The 13,530-nt window shown below is 51.4% G+C and carries 13 protein-coding genes and 1 pseudogene; 3 read left to right on the top strand and 11 right to left on the bottom strand.

Annotation, left to right across the window (positions count from 1 at the left end; translation table 11 throughout):
- Positions 1-536: 536 nt before the first annotated feature.
- Positions 537-923, top strand: a complete 387-nt coding sequence (locus IEY46_RS27375; protein WP_229750577.1) for a helix-turn-helix domain-containing protein — start codon at positions 537-539, stop codon at positions 921-923.
- A gap of 32 nt (positions 924-955) precedes the next feature.
- Here the strand turns inward: IEY46_RS27375 and IEY46_RS36570 are convergent, their stop codons facing one another.
- From IEY46_RS36570 to IEY46_RS27365, 3 genes and pseudogenes are all read right to left on the bottom strand, one after another.
- A complete protein-coding gene (locus IEY46_RS36570; protein ID WP_229750588.1) occupies positions 956-1,126 on the bottom strand; it encodes a YdeI/OmpD-associated family protein in 171 nt (56 codons plus the stop codon).
- 70 nt (positions 1,127-1,196) lie between these two features.
- Positions 1,197-1,546 (bottom strand): annotated as a pseudogene (locus tag IEY46_RS36565) (YdeI/OmpD-associated family protein).
- Between the two features lie 1,158 nt (positions 1,547-2,704).
- Positions 2,705-3,646 carry an AraC family transcriptional regulator gene (locus IEY46_RS27365; RefSeq protein WP_188997132.1) on the bottom strand — a complete coding sequence of 314 codons (942 nt, stop codon included), beginning with the start codon at positions 3,644-3,646 and terminating at the stop codon, positions 2,705-2,707.
- A gap of 178 nt (positions 3,647-3,824) precedes the next feature.
- On the opposite strand from IEY46_RS27365, the gene IEY46_RS27360 reads away from it, so the two are divergent.
- The gene (locus IEY46_RS27360; RefSeq protein WP_188997130.1) at positions 3,825-4,616 is read left to right on the top strand and encodes a phytanoyl-CoA dioxygenase family protein; all 792 of its coding nucleotides are present in this window, start codon (positions 3,825-3,827) and stop codon (positions 4,614-4,616) included.
- Between the two features lie 357 nt (positions 4,617-4,973).
- Here the strand turns inward: IEY46_RS27360 and IEY46_RS27355 are convergent, their stop codons facing one another.
- The 7 genes from IEY46_RS27355 to IEY46_RS27325 form a co-directional block, all read right to left on the bottom strand.
- Complete coding sequence (locus IEY46_RS27355; protein ID WP_188997128.1) at positions 4,974-5,828, bottom strand: glycerophosphodiester phosphodiesterase; 855 nt, start codon at positions 5,826-5,828, stop codon at positions 4,974-4,976.
- Positions 5,829-5,975: 147 nt separating this feature from the next.
- The gene (locus IEY46_RS27350; protein ID WP_188997126.1) at positions 5,976-6,716 is read right to left on the bottom strand and encodes a glycerophosphodiester phosphodiesterase; all 741 of its coding nucleotides are present in this window, start codon (positions 6,714-6,716) and stop codon (positions 5,976-5,978) included.
- A 23-nt stretch (positions 6,717-6,739) separates the two neighbouring features.
- Complete coding sequence (locus tag IEY46_RS27345) at positions 6,740-7,573, bottom strand: carbohydrate ABC transporter permease (RefSeq protein ID WP_444544058.1); 834 nt, start codon at positions 7,571-7,573, stop codon at positions 6,740-6,742.
- 107 nt (positions 7,574-7,680) lie between these two features.
- Complete coding sequence (locus IEY46_RS27340) at positions 7,681-8,553, bottom strand: carbohydrate ABC transporter permease (protein WP_188997124.1); 873 nt, start codon at positions 8,551-8,553, stop codon at positions 7,681-7,683.
- Between the two features lies 1 nt (position 8,554).
- A complete protein-coding gene (locus IEY46_RS27335) occupies positions 8,555-9,625 on the bottom strand; it encodes an ABC transporter ATP-binding protein (RefSeq protein WP_188997122.1) in 1,071 nt (356 codons plus the stop codon).
- The gene (locus tag IEY46_RS27330; RefSeq protein ID WP_229750575.1) at positions 9,579-10,493 is read right to left on the bottom strand and encodes an HAD family hydrolase; all 915 of its coding nucleotides are present in this window, start codon (positions 10,491-10,493) and stop codon (positions 9,579-9,581) included. The genes IEY46_RS27335 and IEY46_RS27330 overlap by 47 nt, the downstream gene beginning before the upstream one ends.
- Positions 10,494-10,598: 105 nt before the next feature.
- Entirely contained in the window at positions 10,599-11,936 is a 1,338-nt protein-coding gene (locus IEY46_RS27325; protein ID WP_188997245.1) for an ABC transporter substrate-binding protein, read from the bottom strand.
- A gap of 300 nt (positions 11,937-12,236) precedes the next feature.
- On the opposite strand from IEY46_RS27325, the gene IEY46_RS27320 reads away from it, so the two are divergent.
- Positions 12,237-13,061, top strand: a complete 825-nt coding sequence (locus IEY46_RS27320) for a helix-turn-helix domain-containing protein (protein ID WP_229750574.1) — start codon at positions 12,237-12,239, stop codon at positions 13,059-13,061.
- Here the strand turns inward: IEY46_RS27320 and IEY46_RS27315 are convergent.
- Complete coding sequence (locus tag IEY46_RS27315; RefSeq protein ID WP_188997118.1) at positions 13,058-13,447, bottom strand: VOC family protein; 390 nt, start codon at positions 13,445-13,447, stop codon at positions 13,058-13,060. The two genes, IEY46_RS27320 and IEY46_RS27315, sit on opposite strands and share 4 nt — an antisense overlap.
- Positions 13,448-13,530 lie beyond the last annotated feature (83 nt).

Genomic DNA, 13,530 nt, shown 5'->3' with positions numbered 1-13,530 from the left:
TACCTAAGGTACTAAGGCGTCTGCTGACTTCTCATGATAAATCTTGTTTCAACCGTGATTTGAAGTGCATCTCCTCACGTTCATGAGACCTTCCACGGTAAGACGATTTACTTTGCTTCCTTGCACCCGCATCATTTACATTGGCACGTCCGTGTAGTTGATTGGACTTCGTTTTATTTTGTAAACTCCTCCCATGCCTTATGCCTGATGATATTCGTGTTCCTCGGGTCGGAATTTTGCCTCTAGCTTCCTTCAGATTCCACATCGCGATAGACAACCCTTGCTCTTGGCTAGTGGTTGGTAACTACAAATCCCCACAGCGGACTTTCACCACCTAGTTAATCGCCATGCGTGGCACACAATAAAGTAGGGGAACCATTCTTATGGCTCCCCCTTATCGAACCGCACGTGCCCTACTAAAGCATACGGCTCACCAACGTGATTCAACTTGAGATCAATCTGTTGCTAATTGCTGGGCATACGTTCTGGAGAGTGTACTCTTCTCTTCGTTCTTTTGCCCTTTGGACGTTTCGGACTTGTTTTGTTTTCTGCTTATTCTTCATGATGCGCAAAACCCGCAATATGACCCTAACATCGAAATCATAAACCGAATCATTGCTGCAATTGAGACTAATCGGTTACAAACCGTCGGAGACGTCGCTCAATGGGTTGGCAAAAGCGATCGTTGGCTCCAACAACTTTTCCATGAATATATTGGGATCGGGATTAAGTGGCAGCTCCAAAGGAATAAACTGTTGGAGGCAGCTGGTTGCATCCGTGAATCCGACCACCCCGATTGGGCGGATATGGCCTATGAACTTGGCTACAGCAGTCAACAACATTTCATTACAAACTTCAAACATGTACTCGGCAAGACACCGTTGCAATACAAGAAAGAACTAAGCTTTCAAACATCCGAATAACACAACATGTCCTGCTTACCTCCGCATTATAGTCATGGGTTGACTTCCAATTTGGTTATCGCTTTTTGCAGTTGCGTGGCTCTACTCTTTGCCGATGTTGCCTTCAAGAACGGCAATAGGATTGCATATTGAGAGGTTTTGTCGAGCAGGCTAAAGGTTTTATAGGCCTGTTCATGCTGCTCTAACGCTACTGTGAAATCCAGCGGAATTGTTGCGCTATTCTGCGGTTCATAGGCTGCGTCCCATCTTCCGTCCTTCTGCGCTCGGCGAATTTCAGCAAAACCGGGGGGGGGGGGTCATTCGTCTTGTCTCGATTAGCTCTTCTGCTTTTCGCACGTTGATCATGGACCAAGGGCTTTTCGATCGCCTTGGCGAATAGCGCTGCAGGTAATTCGCTTGTTGAATCCTTTACGATGACTATCGATCCACCCATAACACAAGGCAACATCAAGCGCATCCGAAATTGAAATCGAATGAATGCCCGAATCCTTCTTAGCTATTCTAAGCCACACTCCTTCTCGTCGTTCATAATGACTCTCGAGCCACGATTCCCAGTCCGTTGCTTCTGTAATATCGATAAATTCTAATGGATCGGATCCCCACTCTGCAATCTCTCCTTTCATACTTCCTTTGTTTTCCTCTTCCTAAAAGTCTGGTGAATAAGAGGCGGAGCAGGCGAAAAACGATCTGGAGAAGCTTTAGCTACAAGCTTTCAGAAGGAAAGCTGCTTCGGAAGCACCCGCTTACGACCTTTGTATCCCGAATTTTACCCATAAAGATGCAAAGCGGCTCAATACAACCAGTGAACTGCTTTGCACCAAAGATATCCAAATTCAAAAATTCAGGGGTACAAAAAGCGATCGAAAGACGTTTCCGCATGCGCAGCCTGATTTAATCACCGGACTTCTAAATTAACTATACAAATAAAAATCAGCGTAGTATTACAAAAAACCGCAGCGGACATGACCGGACCCGACTATTGTCCGATTAAGCTGTACAAAAAAGGATCCGTAGAGTATTGCACCAGATCCGCCTCTGACATAACAAGTTTTAAGGCCACCCTTTAACGGATGACCCTTTCTCCAAAAACTATCAAATCCGCTCACCAGGTGAAGCGGATATGTTACTCTGGCAAAATAAAGAGCAATAATAAATAGCTGTTCCACCACACTCTTCTGTCCGGGTAGCTTAAAAAAATGATCAAGCGCTATTTCACATAATAGCCGCCTTTTTCGCCTGGGTTAAGCAGCGAAACTTGTACCTAAGTGTCCCGCTTGACTCCCGCCGCTCATTTGACCACTTCCTCGATGCCGAACTCGGCGAGCCTTGTAATGTTCAAAAAACACGAACAATTGACGCCGCTGCAGTATCGGAAACTGTGGTCTTCATTTCGCTGAACAGATTGCGAGACAAGACGTTGAAGCTCCAACCAATCAGGTGGTCAATCATGACCGTTAGAGCAAAAATAAAGTGAATTCACTTTATTTACGGACACTAATGACCATTAAAAGAAAACTTCACGCTTTTCTACGATAAATTCCTCGCTTAAGGACACTAATGTCGGTAATAAAGCCGGAATTTCGATTAATCGACGCTAACGGTCGCGAATGTCCGAATGATTAGATTTACATCTCTGTTTATATACGATATAGCCCGAACGGAAATGCGACAAGAAAAGGACTGTCTCAATATTTTTGAAACAGCCCTTGATTGTACACGGTTTTATTTAGATTTTTGTCTCAACCGTTTTGACTGCTATCTCAATCTGCCCGACGGCACATTTACATCTTTTGATGAGAAGGAGCAATTAATAGTTGTGGTGGGAAGACTTGTTCCCGGAGGTCGGAGCCGCCCGAGCGGAACTGCCCCGGTGTCTTGCCCGTCAATTGCTTGAACGCTTTATTAAAATGGCTCAGATCGTTAAAGCCGACCTCCTGCGAGATATGGATGATTTTATCGCTGGAATTGCAAAGCAGCTCGCACGCCATCCCGATTCGCACCTCGTTGCGGTATTCCATGAACGTTTTCCCGGCATACTGCTTGAACTTGGCGGTAAAAGCCGCCGCGCTCATGCCGCACATCTGATATATTTGCTCCATCATAATCGGCTGCGCATAATGAAGCTTCGCGAACTCGCACACCCATGCCATCACCGATTTTTCGTCCCGTACAGCAGACAGAGGCTCAGACACCCGTTTCTCGTACCATCGGCTTAAGGAGATGAACAACTCCATCAGCATCGCTTTGACGCACAACCGGTAACCCAGATCTTTTTTTCTATACTCGCCCACGATCCTGTCGAGCAAAAACGTGGTCTCCAGCCCTTCATTCACCGTCAGCTTCAAGTGATACTGAAATTCTGAAGAAACGCGAATCATCGGCTCCAGATAGAAAAAACGGATAAACGGAGTGACCTGCGACAGTTGGCGAAGCTCCGTTTCGAGCAGCTCCGGCAGAAACAGTATGTTGTATACCACCATCGGCACACTGCCCGTTACCCGGTAACCGTGTTCCGCCTGCGGCTCGATGACGAAAAAATCGCCTCTGGCAATCGGATATGTTTCCCCCCGGTAAATATGCTCGCCCTCGCCCTCGGCAACGAATACGCATTCAATAAATTCATGCTTATGGGGCGCAATTGCGTTCGTGCGGAACTTGTAAGGCGCAATATGAAACGGAAAATCCGGACTTTCCAGAAAATGCTCTTTCGTATAGTAGATCATCGCGATCCCTCCGGCAGCGCACCGTTCAAACAATTTTATTCCTATTGTAGCACCTTGCATCGCGGAATGGTGAAGAAAATATCCCATGTTTTGCAGCAAATTCGCCAAGCCGCCCGCTTCGCCGCATGATATGTTTGATTTGGAAACCAAACTTGCTTTATGAAAGGATGCGATGATATTGGGGGAAAAGATGGAGCAGTGGGTAACACAGGAAAAAGTGGAATTTTACAAGGAAAACGGCTTTGTGCAGATCGACAACGTACTAACGGCGGAGGAACTGGAGGAGCTGCGGGATTGCGCAAATGAAGCAATGGCCTCGAATTCGAGGCATTCCGTCAAGACGGATCAGGATGGGGGCGCTTACTATAAAGTATTGAACCAAAAAGTAAACGTATGGCGAGACCACGGCGGAATGGCCAAATATTCACTCCACCCGCGGCTTGCGTCGATAGCGATGCGTTTGACCGAGGCGAGTGGAATCCGTTTGTTCCACGATCATTTGCTTTGGAAAATGCCGGGCGATTCCAAGCCTACTCCTTGGCATCAGGATACGGTCAAATGGCCGATGAACGAGACAGGAGCGCTCTCGATATGGGTAACCCTTGACGACGTTGACGAGCGAAACGGCTGCATGATGTTCATACCGAAATCGCATACGGCCGGCAAGCTGAAAAATATAAGCCTGGTGAATCCCGTCGACATCTTCGAGTATGTCAAAGGAACGGAACTGGAGAATCAAAGGCCTGTCGTCGTGCCGCTCAAAGCGGGAAGCTGCACGTTTCACGACGGATTGACGTTTCACTACGCTCACGCCAATCAGACCGATAAGCCGCGCCGGGTACTGGCCACTATTTACATGAAAGACGGTACGACATACAACGGCGCCAGCCATGTGATGACGAACGATCAGGGTCTGGTTGTTGGCGAGCCGATTCGCGGACCGCTGTTTCCACTGCTCGCGAAGGCATAATATCGCAACCTCCAACGCGTTCAACATAAGGCAGGGTAGATTACGGGCAAACAAACCGCAACTGTCCTGCCTTTTCTGTAGTTCTAAGAGATCAAGCTATTTTTGGAGGAGCGAGTTTCGTTTGGCTGGGAATTTCTCCTTTCCACGAAGCCCGCTTCCTTATCTGATCAAGCCACACTCTCGGCTCACCAACTAATAGTAGAGGAGCCGGCCTTGCTTAATTTAGCTCCATGTTCACAAGTGGAATATCCAATTCAATAATTTCCATTGTCTCAAGGACAGCCGAGATCCCGGAAATAGGTCACTAGAAAATACTTAACTTAAAATCGCAATCACCGCGAGATAGTCTGTCATCCCCTACCCCAACCCCACATAATTCCCAATCACCCCATCCACCCTAAGCCTTTTCATCCTCTTCATATCCCTCCCCTTCTTGATGGTCCAGGCCATCACCTTCATGTTCCTCCCGTGGATGCTCCACACCATCTGCTCATCGAGCAGCTTCTGATTGTAGTTAATGTAAGTCACATATGACGCGAGGTCATCCAGCTTTTTATCGGACAATGGATGCTGATCCTTATGCACCAGCACCGCAACGGGAACACCCGGTAGCAGGTCGTGCATGTGCCGCATGGACTCAAAGTCGAAGGACTGCACCATAATCCCTTCATTCGCTTTCAGTCCTCTGCCATTCGCCATGCCTTCATACCGCCGCAGCTTCTCCGCCAGCTTCTCCTCAATCCCCGGATACAGCTCCGGGTCCTTGATTTCAATCAAGATGCCGAGTCTGCCGGCAAAACGGTTCATCACTTCATCGAACGAATGAATCGTTTCCTCCGCATAATCTTTATCATAAAAGCTCCCCGCATCCATCGCCTGCAACTCCTGGAGCGTATAATCCCGTACAAAACCCTTATAAGCCGTCGTCCGGTCCACCTTCCGGTCGTGGATCACGACGAGCTCGCCATCCTTGCTGAGCTGCACATCGAATTCAATATAGTCCGCACCGAGCCGAGCGGCCAGCTCGAAGGCGGCCATCGTGTTCTCGGGCGCATTGCCGGAGGCTCCGCGGTGCGCGACGATGAGCGGCCCCTCGTTCGCATAGGGAAGAGTGGCCGCCACGGTCAATACCGCACAGCACACCGCTACCAATACCGAACCGCCCCTGCGCCGCACGAATCGCCCAACAAATGATCCTATTCCGCCAACCATCCCTTCCCCTCCTCCTAACCGCCCAATGATCATCTGCCTTGGCTATTCCCTATATTCCGTTCCTATACTCCGTCCCTACACTCCATCCCGATACCCATTCCTCACACTCAATCCCTATAACTCCATTCTCTCCCACACTCTGCACATTTAAGCCTTAACGCTCTTCTCCCCCATGATACGGATAATCCGGTCCGGATAATTCGTCGTAATCCGCACATCGGGATACTGCTCCATAATGCGTGCCAGTATTTCCGGCTCATCCACGGTCCATACGCCCAGATCAATGTCCTGCCAGGCCATCTCCTTCACCAGCTCCTGCGTTACAAAAGCATAATGTATCGATACGCCCGTTGCTCCCGTGTAACGAAGCTGATCCATCAGCAGCGTCGGCTTGCCGAGGAAGATCAGCGCGGTGCGGATCGCGGGATCGATCTCATTCGCACGTACCATGGAATCATGATCGAAGGAGGACAGCACGACCTCCTCCTGCATCCCATGCCTGTGAATGCAATCGATGACCTTTGCTTCGAGGCCTACATATTCATTGCCCATCGTCTTCAGCTCGACATGCAGCCTGCAGCGTCCCTTCACAAGCTCCAGCACTTCCTCAAGCGTCGGAATCTGCTCCCCCGTGAATTCGGCAGCGAACCAGCCGCCCGCATCCAGCTTGCGCAATTCCTCCAGGGTATATGCCTGCACTGGCCCCTTTCCGTTCGTTGTCCGGTCCAGCGTATGATCGTGAATAACGACCGGTACACCATCCTTGGACAGGTGAACGTCAAGCTCAATATTGCTAATCTCCGGTTGGGCCAGTGCCAGCTTGAAGGCTGCTATCGTATTCTCGGGCGCGTCTCCCGAACATCCGCGGTGTGCCACAATGGTGGTCATAGTTTCTACATCCTTCCTGAATTTTATTTAACACCGTTATAAACAAAAGCCTTAATAATATGCCGCTGCGACAGGAAGAAGACGAGCAGGATCGGGGCGACGAGAATCAGGTTGCCGGCCATCAGAATATTCCAGGTGGCAACGCCTTCCACTTCCCGGATCTTCGCGATCCCGAGCGGCAGCGTTCTGGCTGTCTCGTTCGTGGTCATAACCAGCGGCCAGAAATAGTCGTTCCAATGGGCAATGAAGCTGAACAGGGCGAAGGTGACGAGCACCGGCTTGACAAGCGGAACCATGATCCGCAGGATGATTTTCCACTCGGCCGCCTGGTCAAGCCTGGCCGCTTCCAGCAGCTCATCCGAGATCTGCATGAATGCCTGCCTCAGCAGGAAGATCCCGAAGGCGCTGGACGCAAAGGGAAGAATGAGCCCCAGATGCGTATTGAGCAGCTTGAAGGCGCTCAGCTCCAGATAGACGGGCAGGAAGATCAGCTGCGCCGGGATCATCAGGGTGACCATAACGATACCGAACAGGAAACCCGACCCCCGGAACGTGTATCTGGCAAAAGCATACGAAGCCGGGATAATGGTCAGCATCTGCAGAACGAGAATGCCAACGGCAATAATGACGCTGTTCATGAAATAACTCAGGAACGGCCCCGTGTTCCATGCCGTGGCGAAATTGCTCCAGACGGGGTTCTGCGGTATCCATACCGGTGGGAAAATCATGGTCTCCGGCATCGTCTTCAGCGAGGTGGAGATCATCCAGATGAACGGCAGGGCGAAGATCATCACCAGCAGCAGCAGGCCGATGATGTTGATAACGCGCAGCAGCACCAGTACTATTTTCCTCAGCATCGCCTTACGGGACCTGACAGCAGACAGCTTGCTGCCGGCAGCAGCGGTCCCGATCGGCGCGCGGCTGATCATGTCATTTGCAGCTTTCATGAAGCTTCACTCCCTCCTTAACGGTAATGAACGCGGCTGGACAGCAGTTTGAAATATATGATCGTTAGAATACCTACAATGAACAGCAGAATCACGCCTGCCGCGGAGGCATAGCCGATCTTGAAGAACCGGAAGCCGTATTCATAGATGTAATACACCAGGGTGTTGGTGGAATTGACTGGCCCGCCCTGGGTCATGATGGCAATGGTCTCGAATACCTGGAACGAGCCGATCATGTTGATGATCACCAGGAAGAAGATCGAAGGCGACAGCATGGGCAGGATCAGCTTCGTGAAGGTCGTCCACGGCTTGGAACGGTCCAGGGAAGCCGCCTCATAGATGTCTTGCGGAATGCTCTGCAGCCCCGCGATAAACACCAGCGCGTTATAGCCAAGCCCCTTCCACACGGCCACGATAACCAGCGACACCAGAGAGGTGCTGGGATGGGACAGCCAGTCCAGCTTGCCGAAGCCGAACAGGCCGATCACCCAGTTCAGCAACCCGTATTCGGGATCCATCAGCCAGCTCCACAGGAGCGAAATGGACACAAGCGAGATAATATGGGGACTGAAGATCGCTCCCTGCACGAAGCCGTGGAAGAAGCTTTTTTTGTTCAGCCACAGCGCAAGCAGCAGGGCGATGCTGGTCGTGAGGCTGACCGTCAGTACGGTATAGATGGTCGTATTGGTCAGCACCTGCCGGAAATCCGGCTCCATCAGCAGGTCCTTGAAATTCTGGAAGCCGACGAACGTCTTGGTCGGGCTGATGAAATTCCAGTCGAAGAAGCTCAAATAAATCATGTAGAAGATCGGATAGATGAAAAATAACGAGAAAATGACAATGGCAGGGGCAACCATGCTGTACGGACGAAGCTTTTCCCATACGGTCATATCAGATGCCTCCGGCCGCCACGAGGCGCTTCGTACCTGCCTCGATGCCGCGCAGCCTTTTGCCGTCAAGCCCGAAATAATACAATTGCTCATAAGGCACGGTGACCTTCACGCGTTCAGCAGTCACGATTGGAGTCAGGAATGTCTTGACGAAGAAGACGCCGGTCCGCGACTGGATCTGGTAAATATTTTCCGCCCCAAGGCTCTCGCGGGTCAGAATCTCGCCGTCGATCACATAACCGCCGCTGTCCCCGCTTGTGCTAAGGATCGCCTGCTCCGGACGGAATCCGACATGGCCGATGCCCGCGGACGACTCCAGGTCCAGACCCTGCACATCCCGGATATCCATCATGTTCATGGCCGGGGTCCCGATAAATTCCGCCGTAAATAAATTGGCCGGATCGTGATACAGCTTCAGGGGAGAATCCGCCTGCTGAATGACGCCTTTGTTCATGACAACAATCTCGTCGCCCATCGACATGGCTTCCACCTGATCATGGGTGACGTAGACAAAGGTGGTGCCAAGCCGCTTGTGCAGCTGGATCAGCTCCGTCCGCATCTGATTGCGCAGCTTGGCGTCGAGATTGGACAAGGGCTCATCAAGGATGAACACCTTCGGCTTCTTCACCATCGCCCGAGCCAGAGCGACCCGCTGGCGCTGCCCGCCGGAGAGGTTCTGGGGTTTCTTGTTCAGATGCGGCGCAAGTCCGACGATCTCGGAGATGTCGTTGATCAGCTTCTCGCGCTCATTCTTGGTGATGCCGCGGTTCTTGAGCCCGAATTCGATATTGCCGCGGACGGTCATGGTCGGGTACAGGGCATAATTCTGGAACACCATCGCAACATCGCGCAGTCCCGGCGCTGTATCGTTTACGCATTTGTCATCGATCCAGATCTCGCCGCCGCTCTGCTTCTCCAGCCCCGCCACCATACGCAGGGTCGTGGATTTGCCGCAGCCGGACGGCCCGACGAGCACGGTGAACGAACCGTCCTTGATCGTCAGGTTCAAATCCTCAATGATCGTCTCATCCTTGAACTTCTTGGTGATATGCTTCAGCTCGATCCTCGCCATCGGTTATTCTCCTCCTTGATATCGATTCCTGAATCCCGCGCATAAGCTGTTCCAGCTCATCCAGTGTACTCAGCCGCAGATCCCAGGCTTCCGGATCGCCGCTCGGATACGGGGAGATAAAACATGTTCTGCCCCCCATCTGCCTGACCGGATGCAGATCGTTCCACGGATTGTCGCCAATCGACAGAATTTCATGGGGCTGAATCCCCTGCTCCAGCAGGGTCGAGATATATCCACCCAGTCCCAACGGTTTCCCCGCTCCGCAATGCACCTCATCGAACAAATGGCGGATCCCCATATAATCCAGAAATTCACTCCCGGATTCCAGATGGGTATTGGTCATGAGGATTTTCCGCCCAACGCCCGTAAGCTCTTCAATCGCCTGGAAAACATCGCTTCGGAGCTCGAATTGATGAGGCGCAAGCAGCATCTCCTTGCGGACACGGGTGAAAGCCTCATGCAGCTTCGTTTCCGGAAGTTTGTATCGATGACGGACAACGGTGGCGATTCCCCACGGATCGCCGATCGGAATGAGATGGGGTGCAAGCACCGGCCACTGCCCATATGCCTCATGGCCTTCCTCCACCGCCGCCCCTTCCCAGGTAACCCCTTGTATGAAACCATCCCCTTGACGGACAAGCCCGACATCATGAAGGGTATGGTAGAAATGGCCAAATTTAATTCCATGCTCGCCAGCCAGGATGGCTGCCGCCGCGCGGAGAACCGTCTGCGTGTCGCCTTCGTGCTTTGTGCCTTCCAGCAGATAACGGATATAACGTGCCAGATAGGTATGATCCTGATAGAGCGTACCGTCCATATCGAAAATAATCACTTTAATTGCGGACAACCAATTCTCGTTGTACATCATGGTACCTCTCCGCCCTTATATTGGTAGGAGAGAACCCCTGCCTTTATGCAGAGGGCTCTCCGTGGTGAAACAATGGAACTTTGGAAACAACAGACTGTCTTCTTCTTATTTGCCCAGCAGCTTGTTGGCTTTCTCCGCCGCTTGATTGAGCGTATCCTGAGGGGAAGTTTTCGGATCGAGAATCGCTTTCTCGATGGAATCCTTAATGATCTTGGCTACTTCCGGATAGGCGCTCTCCATCGGACGCGGTCTGGCGAATTCCAGCTGGTCCACAGCAACCTTAAACTGCGGGAACTCGATAAAATGTGCCTTCAGCTCTTCGCTCTCGACTGCGGACATCCGGGTCGGCAGGTAACCGACATGCTTATGCTGGTAGATCGTGTTTTCCTTGCTCGTCATCCACTTGATAAACTCCCATGCCGCTTCCTTCTCTTCCTGACTGCTCTTCGATGTCATAACCAGTTGGCAGCCGCCGGTCGGAACGCCGTAGCTGACGTTTGCGGGCATAAACGCCGTTTCCAGTTCAAAGCCATTGCCCTTGGCGATCTCAAGGCTTCCGGTTACGCCTGCGGTGGAGCCGAATTTGAAGGCTACCGCTTGATTGGCCCATTCTTTATCCGCATTCGCGCCCGCTCCGTCACCGACCGTGATTTTGATCAGCCCGGCATCGGACAGCTTCTTCCAGAATTCAACCGGCGCCACGCCTGCAGCCGTATTGAATGCGGCGGATTTGCCGTCTTCGCTCAGCATTTGGCCGCCGCTTTGGGCAACAAGCCCCTCATAGAACCAGATATCTGCAGGCAGGGCCATGCCGATCTTTCCTTTCTCCTTCAGAACTTTGGAGTACTGCTCCAGTTCATCCCATGACTTGGGACCCGCCGGATCGAGGCCAGCGTCCTTGAGCATCGTTACGTTCTTGTACAGAATCGGGGTGCTGCGCATGAAAGGAAGACCGAACAGCTTCTCATCCACATACGCATTCCCCATCAGCCCGGGATTGAAATCGTCCAACTGAAGCTGTTCCTTGTCCCGCTCTGCATACGAAGTCAGCTCTTCAAGCATCCCGGAGCGGGCGAACACGCCGGTGGAAGCAATCTCGAGGTCGCTGACCGCAGGAGCGTCTCCCGCGGCGAACGCCGCCTGCACTTTGGCGTGGAGGTCCTCATAGTTGCCCTGATGCTCGGCAATGACTTCGATTTTATCCTGCGATTCATTGAATTCCTTAACCATATGCTGCTTCGCTTCCTCAATCTTGTCACCGAACGCATACCAGTACTTGATAACGATCTTCTTGGATGGGGTGGATGGGGCGGGTGCCGCACCGTCCGCTTTGGCGCCGCTGACCACATTGCCTGTGTTCTCCTTCGTGCCGCCTGAACCGCATGCCGCCAATACAACCACCATCAGAATCGCGAGCGAGAGCGCCGTAAACTTCTTAACCATTGTCTGATCCTCCACCTTTTCTTTTCCTGGAATCGGCCGGGGCGTAAAAAAAGAAACCTTAATCCTGCCGGCGACATTCACGTCCGCCAGCGGATAAGGTTTCTCCATTGCTCCAACCGTTTGCTATTTACTTTTCACCTTGAATGATACGGGAGGTTTATTAAATCTATGTTATCGTGCTGCTAAGATTATATGAAGCTCGCAGGTGGCAATAGCAGAGGCCTCTTGCAGCAGGCTATGTTATACTTTTTTTGTAACGATACGCACCGCCTAAACTGTTCGATAGGGGAGAGATCACGGATGCCATTGAAACCCGGAAAACCCGTTGGCCTGTTGAATGTGAATAAGGAAAATCCCAAATTTTCCGTATCCCGGCATCTTCCCTCCGCCGATCTCCAGCCTTTCATTGAGCATTACTGGATTGTCCGCTGGGATCTTCGGGGGCAGGAACCGCATCTTCAGGAAACTCTGCCTCATCCTTCCGTTCATCTTGTGTTTGAACGGGACCATTCACGGATTGTAGGCGTGTTTAAAGGGAGATTCTCTGTCCTTCTTCAGGAACAGGGAGCCGTCTTCGGCATTAAATTCCGGCCTGGAGCCTTTTATCCCTTTCTCGGTAAACCCGTGTCCACCCTGACGGGCCGCACGGTGCCTTTTCAGGAAATCTTCGGCATGAGCAGCCAGACGCTGGAGCAGCAGCTTTTCTCACAGAAAACCGCTGAGCAGATGATTTCTCTTGCAGAATCTTTTATCCGGGAACGGCTCCCTGAACCGGATCCCAATATCGATTTCATTCATAACCTCGTTCAAAGTATGATCTCCGACAGAAGCATCGTTAAGGTTGACGACATTGTGCGCCGCTTTCCTATTCACACGAGGCAGATACAGCAATTATTCCGTCAGTATGTGGGGGTCAGTCCCAAATGGCTGATTCAGCGCTACCGGCTTCACGAGGCGGTAGAAACAATGGCCGACGGGGATATCCCCGACTGGTCCAGACTTGCTGTGGATCTCGGCTATTACGATCAAGCTCATTTCATTAAAGATTTCAAATCGATCGTAGGCAAATCCCCGGAAGCCTACACCAGATTGTTGAGCGAACAGCAGCCGGGCGAAGACCGTTAAAGCGGGTGTCTGTATAATTCGATCACATTGCCATCCGGATCACGCAAATGGGCAACCCTCGCATTCCAGGCCTTCCGATCATGAGGTTCGCTCAAGAACACCGCCCCTTTATCCTTCAAAACGGTGTACCTCTCATCGATGTCATCCACGGAAAATGCGAGCAGGAATTTCGAATGCGGTTGTTTGCCGGACGGGAGATTGTATTCGCCGATCACTTCAGCTATATTTTGACGGGAAAATATTTCGATTTTGGTTTCACCTGTATGAAAGGATGCGAACAACATCTCCTCTGATGAGAATCCGAGCGGAAGCTCCAACACATCTCTGTAAAACGCTACACTTCTATGAAAATCTTCTACCAACAGTCTGATTTGCGACAAGTTCATGGTTCCACTACCCTTCTATGCAGATTGTAGGCAACCCGTTTGTCCAAAGGTTCCTCTGCTTAATGTAACAAAATCATAGAAGC

Origin of the sequence: Paenibacillus nasutitermitis (assembly GCF_014641075.1) — a bacterium.
GTDB classification, from domain to species: Bacteria; Bacillota; Bacilli; order Paenibacillales; family Paenibacillaceae; genus Paenibacillus_Z; species Paenibacillus_Z nasutitermitis.
Note: the sequence above shows the minus strand (reverse complement) of the source record. Positions and strands in the feature narration are given on the sequence as shown.